This is a genomic window from Kurthia sp. ISK08 (genome assembly GCF_046159805.1).
GTDB lineage: Bacteria > Bacillota > Bacilli > Bacillales_A > Planococcaceae > Kurthia > Kurthia gibsonii.
In genome coordinates, this window is the sequence record NZ_JBJXHL010000004.1 from 1 (window position 1) to 18084 (window position 18084).

The 18084-nt window shown below is 36.5% G+C and carries 16 protein-coding genes and 1 pseudogene; 10 read left to right on the forward strand and 7 right to left on the reverse strand.

What is annotated here, in order from left to right:
* Positions 1 to 225 precede the first annotated feature (225 nt).
* The gene (locus tag ACKVQX_RS08715) at positions 226 to 1125 is read right to left on the reverse strand and encodes a DMT family transporter (protein ID WP_409136211.1); all 900 of its coding nucleotides are present in this window, start codon (positions 1123 to 1125) and stop codon (positions 226 to 228) included.
* A 134-nt stretch (positions 1126 to 1259) separates the two neighbouring features.
* Here ACKVQX_RS08715 and ACKVQX_RS08720 point away from each other — a divergent pair, with 134 nt between their 5' ends.
* The 3 genes and pseudogenes from ACKVQX_RS08720 (at position 1260) to ACKVQX_RS08730 (ending at position 3718) form a co-directional block, all read left to right on the forward strand.
* Positions 1260 to 1979 (forward strand): MgtC/SapB family protein, encoded by a 720-nt coding sequence (locus tag ACKVQX_RS08720; RefSeq protein WP_068451592.1) that lies wholly within the window; start codon positions 1260 to 1262, stop codon positions 1977 to 1979.
* Between the two features lie 17 nt (positions 1980 to 1996).
* Positions 1997 to 2986 (forward strand): cation diffusion facilitator family transporter, encoded by a 990-nt coding sequence (locus ACKVQX_RS08725; protein WP_068451590.1) that lies wholly within the window; start codon positions 1997 to 1999, stop codon positions 2984 to 2986.
* 9 nt (positions 2987 to 2995) lie between these two features.
* A pseudogene (locus ACKVQX_RS08730) lies at positions 2996 to 3718 on the forward strand (metallophosphoesterase).
* Between the two features lie 100 nt (positions 3719 to 3818).
* Here the strand turns inward: ACKVQX_RS08730 and ACKVQX_RS08735 are convergent.
* The 3 genes from ACKVQX_RS08735 to pruA form a co-directional block, all read right to left on the reverse strand.
* Entirely contained in the window at positions 3819 to 5063 is a 1245-nt protein-coding gene (locus ACKVQX_RS08735; protein ID WP_068451584.1) for a Glu/Leu/Phe/Val dehydrogenase, read from the reverse strand.
* 128 nt (positions 5064 to 5191) lie between these two features.
* Positions 5192 to 6385: an ornithine--oxo-acid transaminase gene (locus ACKVQX_RS08740; RefSeq protein WP_087680050.1), complete on the reverse strand. Its 1194-nt coding sequence runs from the start codon at positions 6383 to 6385 to the stop codon at positions 5192 to 5194.
* An 86-nt stretch (positions 6386 to 6471) separates the two neighbouring features.
* Positions 6472 to 8016, reverse strand: coding sequence for an L-glutamate gamma-semialdehyde dehydrogenase (gene pruA / locus ACKVQX_RS08745; protein ID WP_068451578.1), 1545 nt, complete (start codon positions 8014 to 8016; stop codon positions 6472 to 6474).
* A gap of 149 nt (positions 8017 to 8165) precedes the next feature.
* Between pruA and ACKVQX_RS08750 the strand changes: the two genes are divergently transcribed.
* Both ACKVQX_RS08750 and ACKVQX_RS08755 read left to right on the forward strand, forming a co-directional pair.
* Positions 8166 to 9476, forward strand: coding sequence for a sigma 54-interacting transcriptional regulator (locus tag ACKVQX_RS08750; RefSeq protein WP_368634383.1), 1311 nt, complete (start codon positions 8166 to 8168; stop codon positions 9474 to 9476).
* Between the two features lie 84 nt (positions 9477 to 9560).
* Positions 9561 to 9920 (forward strand): VOC family protein, encoded by a 360-nt coding sequence (locus tag ACKVQX_RS08755; protein ID WP_325943524.1) that lies wholly within the window; start codon positions 9561 to 9563, stop codon positions 9918 to 9920.
* Between the two features lie 141 nt (positions 9921 to 10061).
* Here the strand turns inward: ACKVQX_RS08755 and yugI are convergent, their stop codons facing one another.
* Positions 10062 to 10436: a S1 domain-containing post-transcriptional regulator GSP13 gene (gene yugI, locus ACKVQX_RS08760; protein ID WP_068451568.1), complete on the reverse strand. Its 375-nt coding sequence runs from the start codon at positions 10434 to 10436 to the stop codon at positions 10062 to 10064.
* Between the two features lie 210 nt (positions 10437 to 10646).
* On the opposite strand from yugI, the gene ACKVQX_RS08765 reads away from it, so the two are divergent.
* Both ACKVQX_RS08765 and ACKVQX_RS08770 read left to right on the forward strand, forming a co-directional pair.
* The gene (locus ACKVQX_RS08765; protein ID WP_087680048.1) at positions 10647 to 11975 is read left to right on the forward strand and encodes a sodium-dependent transporter; all 1329 of its coding nucleotides are present in this window, start codon (positions 10647 to 10649) and stop codon (positions 11973 to 11975) included.
* Positions 11976 to 12241: 266 nt separating this feature from the next.
* On the forward strand, positions 12242 to 12457 hold the full coding sequence (locus ACKVQX_RS08770; protein ID WP_307723182.1) for a helix-turn-helix domain-containing protein: 216 nt from the start codon (positions 12242 to 12244) through the stop codon (positions 12455 to 12457).
* A 123-nt stretch (positions 12458 to 12580) separates the two neighbouring features.
* Here ACKVQX_RS08770 and ACKVQX_RS08775 read toward each other — a convergent pair whose 3' ends face one another.
* Positions 12581 to 12826 (reverse strand): DUF1871 family protein, encoded by a 246-nt coding sequence (locus ACKVQX_RS08775; protein WP_240626048.1) that lies wholly within the window; start codon positions 12824 to 12826, stop codon positions 12581 to 12583.
* A 115-nt stretch (positions 12827 to 12941) separates the two neighbouring features.
* Here ACKVQX_RS08775 and ACKVQX_RS08780 point away from each other — a divergent pair, with 115 nt between their 5' ends.
* The gene (locus ACKVQX_RS08780) at positions 12942 to 14114 is read left to right on the forward strand and encodes a MalY/PatB family protein (RefSeq protein ID WP_409136212.1); all 1173 of its coding nucleotides are present in this window, start codon (positions 12942 to 12944) and stop codon (positions 14112 to 14114) included.
* 60 nt (positions 14115 to 14174) lie between these two features.
* Here the strand turns inward: ACKVQX_RS08780 and ACKVQX_RS08785 are convergent, their stop codons facing one another.
* The gene (locus tag ACKVQX_RS08785; RefSeq protein WP_068451557.1) at positions 14175 to 14765 is read right to left on the reverse strand and encodes a peptidylprolyl isomerase; all 591 of its coding nucleotides are present in this window, start codon (positions 14763 to 14765) and stop codon (positions 14175 to 14177) included.
* 168 nt (positions 14766 to 14933) lie between these two features.
* On the opposite strand from ACKVQX_RS08785, the gene ACKVQX_RS08790 reads away from it, so the two are divergent.
* Positions 14934 to 16157 (forward strand): MFS transporter, encoded by a 1224-nt coding sequence (locus ACKVQX_RS08790; protein ID WP_068451555.1) that lies wholly within the window; start codon positions 14934 to 14936, stop codon positions 16155 to 16157.
* Between the two features lie 65 nt (positions 16158 to 16222).
* On the forward strand, positions 16223 to 18076 hold the full coding sequence (locus ACKVQX_RS08795; RefSeq protein WP_068451551.1) for a transglycosylase domain-containing protein: 1854 nt from the start codon (positions 16223 to 16225) through the stop codon (positions 18074 to 18076).
* Positions 18077 to 18084 lie beyond the last annotated feature (8 nt).

Sequence of the window (18084 nt, forward strand, 5' to 3'; positions counted from 1 at the left end):
TTACTAACTCGCGTTAGCGACTTTAATATCTTAACAAAACTTCAAGTTGTTGTCAACATATTTTTTATTTTTATTTTTCGTTGTTTTGTTAACAACTACTTTATACTACCATTTATACTTCTAAGTTGTCAATAACTTTTTTAACATAATTTTCGAAGTATTATTTCGTTGCTTTCAACGTTGTCTTAACGACATATATAAATATAATATATGCCGTTAAGAAAATCAAGAGTTTTTCTGAAATAATTTCAAAAGTTTTTTACCATCTACTATATAAAGTAGAATACCAACAATTACAATACTTCCACCTATGTACTGTGTAGCGATTAATTTCTCTGCAAATATAAAGTAAGCTAAAATAGATGCGCCTACTGGTTCAAACAAAATAGCAATTGAAATCGTATTAGCAGATACATATTTTAAAGCCCAGTTAAATAAGTTGTGCCCCAATAAATTTGGTACGATGGCTAATAACCCAAACCAGAACCAATCCATTGGTCTTATAACAATAAAAGTTTCCCCTTTAATCCATACATAAAGAGCTAATGTAATTGTACTAACTGTGTAAACAATCATTGTGTATGTTGTCAAACCTACTCGTCTTCTCACATCTTGTCCGAATAACATATAACCTGTTACAAATGCACATGCAATTAAAGCTAATATATCACCGTAAAAGGCTGTACCCCCTACTTTAAAATCTCCCCAACTAATTAATACACTACCTCCAATAGCAATGGCCATTGCTAAAATCCCTTTTGCACCTACTCGATCTTTAAAGAAAAAATATGTACCAAAGACAGCGAATAGAGGCTGTAACGTTACTAATACAGTTGAACTCGCAACAGATGTATAGTTTAATGACTCAAACCATAAGATAAAATGAAATGCTAACAATACGCCTGCAATCGAAGAAAAAATCCAATCTCTTTTAACAAGCTGTTTTAATTCGTGTACATGACGGTTCAAAAATAACGGTAACATAATCAATACGGACAAAAACATACGATAAAAAGCTGTCGTACCAGCTGTTGTATCTGCTAACTTTACAAAGATTGCTGAGGCAGATACAGAGATGACACCGATAAAAATAACTATTAATGGATGCACTATTGGTTTCTCCATGATGTATAACACCCACTTCCTCTATATAACTTTTTCCATTTTATAGTACAATAACCTAAAACACTCACCTATCATATCATAGGTAGTTATGTTGTACGATGCTTTATAAATACTTATTTGAAAGAGTTGATTTTATGGAGTTTTTTGCAGATACAGCTTTTGTTTTAGAATCTACATTAAAAATGGCAATCGCTGCAATATTAAGTTTAATCATCGGGGTAGAGCGTGAATTAAAGAAGAAGCCTGTCGGTTTAAAGACATCACTTGTAATCGCAACATTTAGTTGTCTGTTAACAATTATCTCTGTACAAGCTGTTCATCAAGCAACGCCAGTTCCTGGTATTAACATTACAATGGATCCTCTACGTCTCGCTGCACAAGTAGTTAGCGGTATTGGTTTCCTTGGTGCTGGTGTTATTTTAAGAAGAACGGATGATACAATTAGTGGCTTAACAACTGCTGCTATGATTTGGGGCGCAGCGGGTATTGGTATAGCAGTAGGTGCTGGATTTTATATACCTGCGATTTTATCTGTCCTTGTAGTCTTACTTGGAGTTGAAGTCATTGCACCCATCTTTACAAAGTTCGGCCCGGAACGTCTTCGCTTGCAAGACGTCCAAGTATTGATTCGTTTGGAGAGTATGGAAGATATCGAAAAAGTGATTGATTATCTGGAAAGCAATGAGTTCATTATGGAGAAGTTAAAAATTAAGGACTTAGAATATCCAGATCATGTTGTTTACCATGAAATTAGTGTTCAACTCTCATTCGTTGAAAAAACAGATACTTTTGCTGTTTATAAAAAATTCAAATCACTTCCTTTTATTAATCATATTGAGGTAACTATTCTATAAGAAGAAAGAGGTTTCATATGAAAGAAATATTCCATTTATTAAAACAAGGTAATAAACCTTCTTTACTGGCTGCTATCGTCAATTTAGTTTTAGGCATTGTAAAAGGAGTTGCTTTTTTCTTTACAGGTAACGTTGCGATGTTCGCTGAAATGATGCACTCTCTCGGAGACGCAGCCAATCAGTTTTTTGTATTTATTGGTTCTGCCCTTTCAAAGAAAGCACCTACTCCAAAATTCCCAACTGGATTTGGTCGCGTTGTTAATCTCGTCTGTCTAGGTGCCGTATTAATTGTTGGTATTTTAGCTTATGAAACAATTGTAGAAGGAATTAATCATATTATTCACCCAACAACTTCTACAGGTTTATGGATTACAATCTCGGTTTTAGCAGTCGGGGTTATACTAGAAGGAAGTGTATTAATAAAAGCTGCAACTGAGATTGCACAAGATGCTGGAGAGAAAACAAATCCTCTAACAGCTATCCCAAAAGCGCTTAAACATTTAAAAAATGCGAAACCTGCAACGAAACTCGTCTTTATGGAAGACTCTGTTGCTACAGGTGGTGGTGTCATCGCGATTATCTCAGTTGTGATTTCTCACTTAACTGGATTTGAGGCTGCTGAAGGTATTGCTTCTATCTTAATTGGTTTAATGATGTTCTATGTTGTAGGTACTGTATTTTTAGAAAATGCACGTGGTGCAATCGGAGAAACAGATGAAGAAATGTTGAATCATATCGCTTATCTTGTATCAGATGATCCAAACATTCGTGACATTAAACGACTAGAAGTCATTAAAGAAGGTGAATTCCTACATGTGGAACTCATGGCAGAGGTTGATCCTACTTTATCTTTTGCATATGTCGATGATATTCGGGATCACTTAATGGAGATCTTACTCGCACAAAAGAAAGTATCACGTGTCACGATTCTTTTTGATGAAGATGATGGCGTAACAAATTGGCGACATATTGGCGAAAGACCTGACCAACTGAAAACGAAGGACTAGGAGGTTCATATGAGTCGAACATTATTAATTAGTGATATTCATGGTGAGTTATATCTTTTTAAAGAACTACTAGAACAAGTAAAATATGATGATGCTGATGATGCTAAAGATCAACTTATTTTATTAGGTGACTATATCGACCGTGGTCCTGCTTCAAAAGAGGTACTCGATTTTATTATGACGTTAAAAGAGAATGGCGCAAAAGTGTTGATGGGGAATCATGAGCAAATTATGCTCGATGTATTTGAAAAAGAGAATAAATACGAGTGGGATTTTTGACTTTATACTGCGGGTGGTTTGGCAACGATGCGTAGTTATGGATTTACTGAAAAAGATTTAAAAAAAGCTGGCGATTTACATGACTTTTCTTTACACAATTTTTTATGCGAAGATCTTATCAAACATTTAGAGTTTATCCGTCATCTTGATACGTCGATTGAACAAGACAATTATATTTTCGTACATGCAGGTGTTGATCCACATATCCCTTTCAATCAAAATACGAAAAAGAGTTTGCTTTGGATTCGCGATGAATTCCACCAAAAATATGAGGGACAAAAAATAGTTATTTTCGGCCATACCCCTACAAAGCATTTACATCAAGATCGCTTGAATAATAAAATTTATTTTGGTGAAAATCGTATTATCGGCATCGATGGTGGTGCAACTTTCGGTGGACAATTGAATTGTCTAGAGCTCCCTTCTCAAAAAGTCTATTTTGTTCAAAAATAACAAAATAGTTCATTTCCCTTTTTAGTAAAATGAAAAACCGGAATCGCGACACAACGCGATTCCGGTTTTCTTATGTTCATATGATTTGTTTTGGGAACAATTATACCCAGCCACGGAAGCGAGATGCTTCTGCTGTTTTACGAACGCCTACCATATAAGCTGCTAAACGCATATCAATATTACGTGAAGTGGCTACAGTATAAACATTATCAAATGCTTCTACCATCTTTTTAAGTAACTTTTCGTTTACTTCTTCTTCTGTCCAGTAGTAACCTTGATTGTTTTGTACCCATTCAAAGTAAGAAACTGTTACGCCACCAGCACTTGCAAGTACATCTGGTACAAGTAAAATGCCACGTTCATTCAGAATTTTTGTTGCTTCTGAAGTTGTTGGGCCATTTGCTGCTTCTACTACGATCCCTGCTTTAATACGATGTGCGTTTTCTGCAGTAATTTGGTTTTCAATCGCTGCTGGTACTAGAATATCACATTCTAATTCTAGTAATTCTTTGTTTGAAATTGTATTTTCAAATAGAGTTGTTACGGTTCCAAAGCTGTCGCGGCGATCTAATAAATAATCAATATCTAAACCTTCTGGATCATAAAGTGCACCGTAAGCATCTGAGATACCAACTACTTTTGCACCTAAATCACTCATGAACTTAGCTAAGAAGCTACCTGCATTACCAAAACCTTGGATGACAATACGTGCATCTTTAATATCAATGTTACGACGTTTTGCTGCTTCTTCAATGACGATTGTGACACCTTGTGCAGTTGCTTTATCGCGTCCTAAAGAACCACCTAATACAATTGGTTTACCTGTAATGAATCCTGGAGAGTTGAATTCATCCATTCGGCTGTATTCGTCCATCATCCATGCCATGATTTGAGCATTTGTGAAAACGTCTGGTGCTGGAATATCTTTCGTTGGTCCTACAATTTGACTTGTAGCTCGTACATAACCACGACTTAGACGTTCTAGTTCACCCATTGACATTTGACGTGGGTCACAGATTACGCCACCCTTACCGCCACCATATGGTAGGTCTACAATACCTGCTTTTAATGTCATCCACATTGATAAAGCTTTTACTTCTTCTTCAGAAACATTCGGGTGGAAACGTACGCCACCTTTTGTTGGTCCTACAGCATCATTATGTTGTGCACGGTATCCTGTAAATACTTTTACTTGTCCGTTATCCATTTTGACTGGAATACGCACTTCTAGCATACGAAGTGGTTCTTTTAATAATTCGTACATGCCTTCATCATAGCCAAGTTTTTGAAGAGCTTTTTTAATTACTTCTTGCGTAGATGTGAACAGGTTTAGATTTTCTGCCATTTGATTTTTTCGCCTCTTTACTATTTAATAATTTGCAATCATATGAGAAAGTATTTTTTTGGAAATCCCATCATATTGATTCGCACATATTGTAACACAGTTTAGTTCCATTTTCTCTTATTTTGGGTTTATTTTGAAAACACTTTTTGGATTCTTTCGATTGCCCAATCTAATTCTTCTTTTGTAATGACAAGAGGAGGAGCAAAACGGATAACTGTATCGTGTGTTTCTTTACATAATAGACCTAATTCCATTAATTCTTCACAGTATGGACGTGCTTCTACATCTAGTTCTAAACCGATGAATAAACCGCGACCACGTACTTCTTTAATATGAGGGTTTTTAATTTCACGTAATTTACCCATGAAGTATTCGCCTAACTCTTGAGAGCGTTCAGCTAATTTTTCATCTTTTAATACATTTAAAGCTGCAATTGATACGGCACAAGCAAGTGGGTTACCACCGAATGTTGAACCATGTGAACCTGGATTGAATACACCAAGTACATCTTTATCTGCTACAACACATGAGATTGGGAATACACCACCACCAAGTGCTTTACCTAAAATATACATGTCTGGGTTTACATCTTCCCATTCACAAGCAAACATTTTACCTGTACGTGCAAGACCTGCTTGAATTTCGTCTGCAATAAATAGAACGTTATGTTCACGACAAAGTTCGCGCGCTGCTTTTAAGAAACCAGCTGGTGGTAATACGATTCCTGCTTCACCTTGAATTGGTTCAATCATGAATGCTGCAGTATTTGGTGTAATTGCTTCTTTTAGTTGTTCGATATCACCGTAATCTACTAATTTAATTCCTGGTAATAATGGACCGAATCCACGACGATATTCAGGATCTGATGTTAATGATACAGCTAACATTGTACGTCCGTGGAAGTTACCGTTACATGCGATTACTTCTGCCTGACCATCTGGAACGCCTTTTACATCATATGCCCAACGACGCGCAGCTTTGAATGCTGTTTCAACAGCTTCTGCACCTGTATTCATTGGAAGAACCATTTCTTTACCTGTTAATTCGCTAACAGCTTCATACCATGGACCTAATTGATCTGAGTGGAATGCACGTGAAGTTAATGTTACACGATCCGCTTGGTCTTTTAAGGCTTGGATAATTTTCGGATGACGGTGTCCTTGGTTTACCGCTGAGTAAGCTGAAAGCATATCCATATACTTGTTACCTTCTGGATCTGTTACCCATACACCCTCTGCTTCTGAAATAACGATTGGAAGTGGTAAATAGTTTTTTGCACCGATTGAGTTTGTTTGTTCAATAATATTTTGTGTAATTGTCATCTTGTTTTCCTCCTTGTTGTTTATATGTAAACGCTTTATAACAGTGGATAAAAATGAGGGGCGTAAAAACCCCTCATCCACATAAATTAAAATGCTTCTGAAACTGATTTTGATTGCATGTGTAATGTTAAGAAGTCTGGACCGCCTGCTTTAGAGCAAGTACCTGACATGTTATAACCACCGAATGGTTGGTAACCTACGATTGCGCCTGTGCAACCACGGTTAATGTATAAGTTACCTACGAAGAAGTCTTCGCGTGCACGTTCGATGTGTTCGCGGTTTGTTGAAATAACAGCACCTGTTAAACCGTATTCTGTATTGTTCGCAATCGCTAAACCTTCTTCAAAGTCTTTTGCTTTTGCAATCGCAACGATTGGTCCAAAGATTTCTTCTTGCATTAGACGAGCTGTTGGTGCAACGTCTACAACAACTGTTGGATGTACAAAGTAACCAACTGAATCATCTGCTGTACCGCCTACTGCAATACGACCTTCTTCTTTCGCTACATCGAAGTAAGAAGTGATTTTTTTGTATGCTGCTGCATCGATTACAGTTGCCATGAAGTTATCGCCATCTGTTGGATCACCGATTGTTAATTCTTTTGTTAATTCTGTTACACGTTCAACCACTTGATCGTAAACATCTTCTACGATGACTGCACGTGAACATGCTGAACATTTTTGACCCGAGAAACCGAATGCTGATTTTACAATTGCTTGTGCAGCTAATTCTAAATCCGCTTCTTTATCAACTAAGATTGTATCTTTACCGCCCATTTCAGCGATGACACGTTTAATCCAAATTTGTCCTTCATTTAATACAGAAGCACGTTGGTTGATACGTAAACCAACATCACGTGAACCTGTGAATGATACAAAACGAGTACGTGGGTGATCTACTAAGTAGTCGCCAACTTCTGCGCCAGAACCTGGTACGTAGTTCACTACGCCTGCTGGGAGACCTGCTTCTTCAAGAATCTCCATGAACTTATAAGCGATTACTGGTGTTGTTGAAGCTGGTTTTAATAGTACTGTATTACCTGTTACGACAGCCGCTACTGTTGTACCTGCCATAATTGCGAATGGGAAGTTCCATGGTGAGATGACTACGCCAACCCCTAGTGGACGGTAATCAAATTTATTGAACTCGCCTGGACGTGAAAGAACTGGTTTACCGTCTTTTAGTTCAAGCATTTGGCGTGCATAGTATTCGAAGAAGTCGATTGCTTCTGCTGTATCTGCATCTGCCTCTACCCATGGTTTACCTGCTTCAAGTGTCATCATCGCTGACATTTCATGGCGACGACGTTTTGTAATTTCAGCTACTTTGAATAGAATGTCTGCACGAACTGCAGGATCTACTTTACTCCAAGTTTTGAATGTTTCGTCTGCAACTTGCATTGCTTTTTCAGCTAATTCTTGAGTTGCTTTCGACACTGTACCTACAACTTCAGTTTTCTTCGCTGGGTTATAAGAAGTGATTTTATCTTCTGTAACGATTTTTTCGCCACCAATAATTAACGGATAATCTTTTCCAAGTTCTTGTTGAACTTTTTGGATGGCCTCTCTATATGCTTGACGATTTTCCTCTTTCGAAAAATCTGTTAATGGTTCTGTTTTGTATGGAATCATTTCTAGTCCTCCTTTGTGTGTTAAAAAGAAAGCGCAAAAAATATTTGCGTTTCTTTATCCTTTACACTTATAATAATGCAAGAGAATGTTGCGTTTTTCAAGAGAAAAATTGTAATTTTAACAAATTTTTTTACGGAGTGAGCGAAAATATGGAGAAAAACCTTGATTTAACAGTATTTTATGAATTTTTAACCGAACACTCAACAGTAGGGATTCATGCAATTAATGCACAGGGTCAAACGATTATTTATAATGAACAGATGAAAAAAATTGAAGGATTGAACTTAGAGGATATGTCAGATCGTTCCATCTTAGATATTTTTCGTTTTAATAATGCAGATGAATCAACATTACTTTATGTGTTGCAAACAGGTGAGCCTGTGTTGAATATTAAACAAACGTATTGGAATCATAATGGCCAAGAGATTACAACAATCAATGATACATATCCGGTTAAACAACATGATGAAATTGTCGGGGCTATCGAATTTGCACGTGATATTACAACACTTGAGAAATTAGTAAATCAACCTTTACAGCGTTACGGGGAACCCATTACATTTGATGTAATTACAGCTGTTTCACCTGAAATGAAGCGCGTCGTTCAAATTGCAAAAAAAGCTGCTATTGCTAAGTTACCCGTACTTTTAATTGGTGAATCGGGTACTGGAAAAGACTTGATTGCTGAAGGAATTCATTATGCAACTGTTCCAGTGCCTGATGAATTTATTACATTGTATTGCAATCGTTCTGATGAACATATGGTTGAGAAATTAACAAAGCAATTAGAAGAGCATAACAGTTGTACAATCTTTTGCGAACGAATCGAATTTTTATCGCTTGAGCAACAAAAAGCATTACTTCAAGTACTTGAAACGTATTCAACAGAACATCTTTTCATCGCAAGCGTTGGCAACGATCCCATTGATTTAATTGCTGAACAAGTGCTATTAAAAGATTTATACTATTTCTTTGCATCTGTATCCATTACTGTACCGCCTCTACGTGAGCGTTTGAGCGATATGGGACCTTTCATTCAAGACTATTTAGCACGCTATCGTCGTATTTTCGGTAGTCAAATTAAAGGAGTCACAAATGAAGTAGAACAACTTTTCCAGCACTATGACTGGCCAGGGAATTTGAAAGAACTTGAAGTGTTATTAGATGAGATGAGTACGATGATTTCGAATGAGGAGTATATTACGTATGACTTACTACCACATCATTTTAAATTAAAGGTACAAGAATATCGTGATAGTACGCCCCTTCATGCAGAGGATTTTGTTATCCAAGCTGAACAAGAACTGATGCCTTTAGACAATTATTTACGTGAAGCAGAGGCCTATTATTTAAATAAGGTACTTGATAAATACGGTCATAACATTACAAAAGCTGCTGAGGCCCTTGGAATGAGTCGTCAAAACTTACAATATCGATTGCGTAAATTAAAAAATAATTAAATAAGGATTTAGTTTTCTTTTGAAGTATTTTACCCTATAATCAAATGAGAACATATATTCTCATTTGAAGGGGTGCTTTATTTTATGTGGAGAAAGATTGAATGCGTTGCAATTTATACACAAGATATTGAAAAATCGATTCGCTTTTATGAAATGCTCGGATTAACTAAATCATGGGATACTTTTCAAGATGAACAGAACAAGTGGAGACTTGTAGGAATGACTTTCCCTGATGGCAATTCAGAACTCGTTTTAAAAGATAATCCTGATTTACAATTTTCTGAAACCGAAATTATCGTATCGGATGTGCAAGAAACTTATGAAATGTTAAAAGACAATGAAAAAGTTATATGGATACGCACTCCTTTCCCCAATCACTTAGGGGGACATGTAGCGGTTATGCAGGCTCCTGATGAAAATGTATTTGTTTTAATCGGTAAATAACAGATTGTCACATATAAAAAGAAGAGCCCGGGACATAACAAAATGTTTATGTCTCAAACTCTTCTTTTTAATTTTGTTTAAAAACAATACTACTTTATTCTAACTCGAATAAAATTTTAGAGTAAAGTGGTTGTAGAGATGTTATTCAATTCCAGATTCTTTAATCCACTGATCGAGCTTTTCTTTTAAAGAATTAAATCCGACAGCGTCTCGTTCATTTACTCGATCTTGTAATGACTTACGCGGTGGCAATTCTTTCTTTTTCGGTGGTTTTTCTTGTAGCGCACGAATGGATAAACTAATTTTCTTATTCGCATCTTCTACTTCTAAAATCTTCACCTTTACTAAATCACCGACAGAGATGAAATCTGTAATGTTTTTGACAAAACCATACGTGATTTCAGATATATGCACCAATCCTTGCGTTTGCCCATCTAACGAAACAAAAGCGCCGTATGGTTGAATCCCTGTCACTCTCCCTGTCACCACGTCTCCTACTTTATATTTGTTTGACATCTCGTCATCCCACTTTCTAACTATTCAATTTTAAATGCTGTTATATATTCATTTAGCAGTATAGCACAGCACTGTATGTCGGGCAAAGAATCTACCAATTCACACCACTTTAGAAGATATGAATTTTCTATTTTTACAATTATAGTCATGTATTTTTTCAGAATATTGTTGTAAAATGAAACAATCGTATTTATAAGGAGGATATACATCGTGTCAAAAAGGGATCAATTTGCTTCTAAAATTGGCTTTATCTTAGCTGCTGCGGGCAGTGCGATTGGATTAGGGGCTATTTGGAAGTTCCCATATATGGCTGGTACTAACGGTGGTAGTGTATTTATTATTTTATTTATATTATGTACTTTAGTAATCGGTTTACCTATACTCGTCGCAGAATTTATGATTGGTCGTCGCGGACAAAGTGACGCTGTGACATCATTTAAAAAACAAGCACCTCGTACACCGTGGTTTTTAACGGGTTGGCTTGGCTTTATCTTATCAGGCATTATCTTATCATTCTACAGTGTGGTAGGCGGATGGATTTTAAGCTATCTTGTTCGTGCAATTGGCTTCAAGCTCTCAAGCAATGACGAAAATTTCTTCGCAGAATTATTCGGAAATTTAACGTTGAATGCATGGGAAGTTGTATTAGCACAAGGGGCATTCTTACTTATCGTCATCTTAATCATCTCAAGCGGGATTCAAAATGGTGTTGAAAAAGCAAGTAAATGGATGATGCCTTTACTATTTGTGTTCTTCATCATTTTAGCAATTCGCTCGATGACATTAGACGGTGCAATGGATGGAATTAAATTCATGTTTGTTCCTGATTGGAGCTATTTAACAGGAAAAACATTATTACTTGCGCTTGGTCAAGCATTCTTCTCACTAAGTGTCGGTGTAGCAGCAATGCTCACATATGCTTCTTATTTGAAAAAAGATGTGCGTCTTGGTTCATCTGCTATGAATGTCGCTTGGATGAACATTGGGATTTCAATTCTTGCAGGTCTTGTTATTTTCCCTGCCGTCTTTGCACTCGGCTTCTCGCCAGACCAAGGTCCTGGTCTTGTATTTATTATTATTCCAGCTGTATTCCAACACATTCCACTCGGTTCCATCTTTTTAATCATTTTCTTCATCTTACTACTATTCGCTACAATCACTTCGGCTATTGCAATGCTTGAAATTGTAGTTGCAACAGCAATGGGAAGTAAATTCGAAAAACGTAAAAAGTACGCTTGGTTATGTGGAATTGGTATTTTTATCATTGGGATTCCAAGTGCCTTATCATTCGGAAAGCTAGCGAATGTACAAATTCTAGGTCGCTCAATCTTTGATTTTGCTGATTTCTTCACAAACTCAATTGGTATGCCGATCGGTGCTTTATTAATGGCACTATTTGCTGGTTATCAATTAAAACGCGCAGAACAATTAGAGGAACTACCTGTGAAACCATGGGTATTTACTATTTGGCGTATTCTTGTACGTTATGTTGCACCAATCGCCATCATTATTGTGTTATATCAAGGGATTAAAGGATAATACTCACCAGAATAGGATGGAACAAAACATTTCAATCCCATTTTTAGAATTCGCAACGAAAAACTGGAACCACGCTGTGGCGTGATTCTAGTTTTTTTATGCTCATGTGAGATGATATTTTACACGTATTCCCCAACCCATTCTTTTTATTTAGTTAAACCTTGTAATCAAACTGTCACTTTTTCATGAAATATAATGTTTAAAAGCTTTTTAAAACGTGAATTTATTATTATTAATACTTTTATTTTAAAAAGGATGTGTTGAATATGATGCAACAAGAGATTGCAACCCAATTACGAGTAAGTCGAGCAGAAAGAGGACTTTCACTTGAAGAATTATCGTTAAAAACGAGGATTGGTACTGAAAAATTATTACGTTATGAAACAGGTGAAGAAATTCCGACTGAACCGACATTACTCATGTTATCAAATGCACTTGAAATTCCTGTTGCAAACTTGGTGGATGGTCTACATGATGAATAGATACAAAAAAGGAGGTACAACCAATTAAATGGTGTAACTCCTTTTTCTATGTATTCATTTCGCACTACACAATACTGTATTTCACATTTTGAATATGCTACTATTAATTCGTAATACGAAATTTTATAAAATACTTTTCATTTCAAATTTAATGGCAAGTAATTTATATGAAATTTCCACACACTTTTCGAGCGGAATCCATTGTTGGAAAGAATGTTGGTAGATTTCTTGAATGCTTTTACCTAAATCAGATGGATCGTCTACTTGTTGCAACGTAGTTAAGACTTGTTCTGCTTCTACCTTATAGGATTCACGTTCTAGGTTTAAAGGATTCCACTGTTCAACCATGTGAATCACTTTTCTATTCATTTCCTTTACATCCATGTTGTTCACCTACATATTTTATTTTGATAAAGGACATGATAACATAATTACGAACAAAAGTGCACAAAAGAGCAAATGCTGACAGAAAGAAGGGGTATGAATGTTTAATTTTGACGAAACTTATTCACGTAGAAATACAAGCTCACTTAAGTGGGATTTAATGGAGAAGATTTATTCTATTCCAGATGCTTCAAAAATTATTCCAATGTGGGTAGCAGATATGGACTTTGCTGCACCTGAAACGATTACGAACGCTTTAAAAGCACGTATGGATTTCCCGCTATTCGGCTACACATTTGAAGATGAGGCATGTGCTTCTTCTGTAACTTCATGGCTAGCACGTCGAAACGACTGGCATGTACCAACAGAATCTGTACTTTATCATCAAGGCGTTGTGCCTGCTATTTCAACAATTGTTGAAGCTTTTACGAATGAAGGAGATACTGCGCTTGTGAATGCACCCATCTATCCTCCATTCTTTAATGTACCTAAAAAACTACATCGCCAAGTAGCCTATGCACCACTGCATGAAGAAAATGGTGTCTACACATTCGATTTTGAATCTTTTGAAGAGCAAGCTAAAAAAGATGATGTTAAACTGTTCATTTTCTGTCATCCACATAATCCATCTGGAACGGTTTGGTCTGAAGATGTTCTGAAAAGAATTGATACAATTTGTGCTGAAAATGGTGTCATTGTACTTTCTGATGAAATTCATAGTGATTTAATTCTAAACGGTACACAACATATTCCATTCGCAAAAGCTTCTTCACATGCTGATAATGTCATCACATGTGTTGCACCAACAAAAACATTCAATATCGCTGGTATTCAAGCTGCTATGATGATTGTAACCGATGCAAAGAAACGTCAAATGATTCGAAAAACAATGGAAAGTCATAGTCAAATGGGTCTTAACACATTTGCTTTAACAGCTGTACAAGCTGCTTTCTCCGAAGAATCTGAAGCATGGTTACATGCTTTAATCGATTATCTGAATGAGAATGTACGCTATGTGATTGATACCATCACACAAAAACTTCCAAAAATTAACATAAAACATCCTGATGCAACGTATCTATTATGGTTAGATATGCGCCAAACAGGTATGACTGAAAAAGAAATGATGCAAAAACTATTAGATGCAGGGGTCGCACTTGATCCCGGTACAAAATACGGTGCACCATTCGATGGTTTCCTTCGAATGAACATCGCTTGTACACGCGAAACTTTGAAAGAAGCTGTAAAACGCTTTATTCAAGCATTATCGTAAGCATCTCGTAGGTCAAAAAAAACTCCGATATGCTACGGCATATCGGAGTTTTATTATGCATTATTTTTCAATTACTTTAATGCTCTTAATTGAGATATCTTCTACTGGTTTGTCACGACCGTCTTTTTCTACGTCAGCCATTCCATCTACAACATCCATGCCACTTACAACGTGACCGAATACTGTATGTTTACCGTCTAACCATGGTGTACCGCCGTTTTCAGCATAAGCTTTGATTACTTCTTCTGGGTAATCATAATCTTGCATTTGTTTTAACATGTTTGAAGGAACATTTTTCGCTTGTACGATGAAGAATTGTGAACCGTTTGTTCCTGGACCCGCATTCGCCATTGATAATGCGCCGCGTAAGTTCATTAACTCAGGGTTGAATTCATCTTCAAATGTTGAACCATAAATTGATTCGCCGCCCATACCTGTACCAGTTGGGTCTCCACCTTGAATCATGAAATCTTTAATAATGCGGTGGAAAATAATACCGTCGTAGTAGCCATTCTTTGCATGTGTTACAAAGTTTTCTACTGTTTTTGGCGCTAACTCTGGGAATAATTTGATTTGAATTGGACCCATTGTTGTATCCATTTCAACTAGGATTTCGTTTTCTTGTACTTCTTGGTTTAATTGTGGAAACATAATTGTCTCTCCTTTTATACGATAAGTTTATGCATTTTCTCAAAAGGGAATTTTAAGCGATACACGCGAAAATACCTTCTGAATTGTACCGTCATATTCTATCATAAAAACCATTTTAATTCAGTGTTTAACTACATTTTCATTAATATATAGAAAGAACGTGATTTTATGAGTCTTCAAAAACGTAATTTTATCATCATTTGGATTTCCAATCTTTTAGTCGCTGGGACGATGACGATGATTATGCCCTTCCTCTCTTTATACATCGAAACACTCGGTCATTTTTCAGAAGGCTATGTTCAAAAATGGTCAGGCTTAATCTTCGGAGCGACCTTCATATCTGCATTCATCATGTCACCCATTTGGGGACGCATCGCAGATAAGTATGGCTATAAGCCGATTCTTATCATTAATGCGATTGGTCTAGCCATTAGTATTCTCTTAATGGGGTATGTAGAGAATGTTTGGCAATTCTTCTTCCTTCGTTTAGCAATGGGTGTCGTTACAGGATTCATCCCCACTTCACTCGCTTTCATTAGTACACAAACGGAGAAAAAAGAAGCAGGTAAGACACTTGGAACACTTCAAATGGGTAGTGTATCTGGTTCTCTATTTGGTCCCATTGTAGGTGGATTATTAGCCGATGCTTTTGGTTTCCAATACACTTTCTTCATCACATCTGCTTCTGTCTTACTCGCTGGTATCATCATCTTCTTCGGTGTAAAAGAAGTACGCGCAGCTGTAAGTAAAAAAGCACGTCAAATCTATTCACGCAGACAAGTACTCCGTGGTATTTTTAAACACCGCTTATTATTCAATGTCATGCTGATTACATCGCTTATTCAAATCGGGAATTTCTCCATTCAACCGCTTCTTTCTTTATATGTGGCTGATTTAACGCATGATGTCACACAAGTAACATTCTTAGCTGGTTTAACATTCAGTGCAGCTGGTCTTGGGAATATTCTATTTGCACGTTTTTGGGGGCGTTTAGGTGATCATATTGGTTATGAAAAAGTACTGTTCATCTTACTAGGTCTCGCTGTCATCTTCATGATTCCACAAGCTTGGGTTACAGCTCTATGGCAATTAATTCTTTTACGTTTAGTTTACGGAACGGTACTTGGTGGCTTAATTCCGATTACAACAGCACTCATTCGTCGTGAGGCACCTGTTACTGTCCAAGGAGAAGTAATGGGTTACAATACGAGCTTCCGATTCTTCGGTAACATTATCGGTCCACTAATCGGTGGCTTTGTAAGTGGTATTTTTTCTATCTCTGCTGTTTTCTATGTGACTGCAGCACTATTTTTCATCGCATGGATTATTTTATACGTCGTAGACAAGAAACCTTTACAAGATTTGGACGATATAATAAAAGGTAAGTCATAAACTTACTTTTTATGCTATGCTATGACGGTATAATTTACATTGAAATCATATGAGGAGGATTGACTGTGAGAAAGGCACTCGGCATTATGCTGATTATTTGTAGCTTGCCTCTGCTCATCTTTTTATTTAATAAGATTGGTATAGAACTCATTTCAGCAAAAAATTTTAGTAAGCAATTCTCCTCCGCCATTGAAATTAAGGATCAACAACCGATTAATCCTACACTATTAAAAGACCAAGATAATGTTCTCTTTTCAGAAGAATACTCTGAATGGCGTGACCCATTAAAATTAGGCGATATTCCATCATTCGCACAGCAACTATTCGTTTTATCGGAAGATGCAGGTTTTTATGACCATATTGGATTTGATTTAACAGCAATCATGCGTGCAGTCATGGCAAATCGTTCAAGTGGTGAGACTTCACAAGGTGGTAGTACTATCACACAACAACTCGTTCGTATGCGCTATCTATCGCAAGAAAAAACGTATGAACGAAAAATGCTCGAATTATTTTATGCTTATGAGTTAGAGAAAAAAGAATCTAAAGATGAGATTTTAAATGATTATTTGAATGAAATGTATTTTGCAAATGGTGTTTATGGTGTGGGTGCTGCTTCAACCTATTATTTTAACAAGCCCTTACCAGAACTTTCAAAAGCTGAAATGGCTTTTATTGCAGCGATTCCGAATAACCCAAGTCTATATGATCCTCTTCGAAACTTTGAAAATACGAAAAAGCGTCAAGAACGATTACTAGATAAGATGGTTGAGAAAGAAATCTTAACAGAAGAAGAGGCAGCGAAGTTCAAAAAGGAAACCATTTCAATTTCAATCAAAAAGAAAACACAAAAATATCCTGAATATAGTACATACGTTATGTATGAACTCAGAAGTTTAATTTCAGAGGTAGATGGCTATCATAAACAATTTGAACAAGCGAAGACAGGCGCTGCTTTTGCAGCAGTTAATAAAGCATTAACAGAACGTGTAAATGAAGTTTTACACAATGGTTTGATTATCGAAACGAGTTTAGATCGAAAGAAACAACGTCAAGTAACAAAAGGTGCTAATACAATCTTAAGTGGTCGTGGTAAATTGCAAGCAGCTGGAACTGTTATTGATAACGAGCGTCGCGAGATTGTCGCAGTATACGCTGGAAAAGGTTATGAGAAATATGACTTTAATCGTGCTTATCAAGCAAAACGTCAGCCAGGTTCTGCAATTAAACCGATTTTAGATTACGGCCCTTATTTTGAAAACTATCGTGTAACACCTGATTCAACGATTGATGCTTCCCAATATTGTGTAAACGACTATTGTCCACAAAATTATGGTAACGAAAAGGTTGGTATTGTTTCATTAGAAAATGCATTCAAAAATTCGTATAATACAGTAGCTCTTCGTATCTTCGATCGTGTCGGCATAAAAAAAGCGTTCAATTACATGCAACCTTTCACATTTGATCGTGCAACGAAAAAAGACTTGTATTATACAGCTGCGCTTGGTGGATTCACCGATGGTATGTCCTCTGTTCAATTAGCAGATGCCTACACTTCTTTTATCAATGGGAACTATTCTCGTACACATGCGATTCGTGCTGTTAAAACAAGAAGTGGTAAACTTTTATATGAATGGCCAGATAAAAAAGAACAAGTTTGGGCTCCATCAACTGTCACATCTATTCGTCAAATGATGAAAGCAACAGCTGATTCTGGTACAGGTGTAGGTGTTCAAGCGAGCAGTAGTTATTTGGGAGTCAAAACAGGTACAACAAATGACTACCGAGATTATTGGATGGCTGGTTTGACAGGTCGTTATACAAGTGTTGTATGGCTTGGATATGACAAACCTGTTCAAATGAAAGATCTTGAAAAAGAAAAAATCCACCATAAATTATTCAATGTAATGGTGCAATAAAATATAAA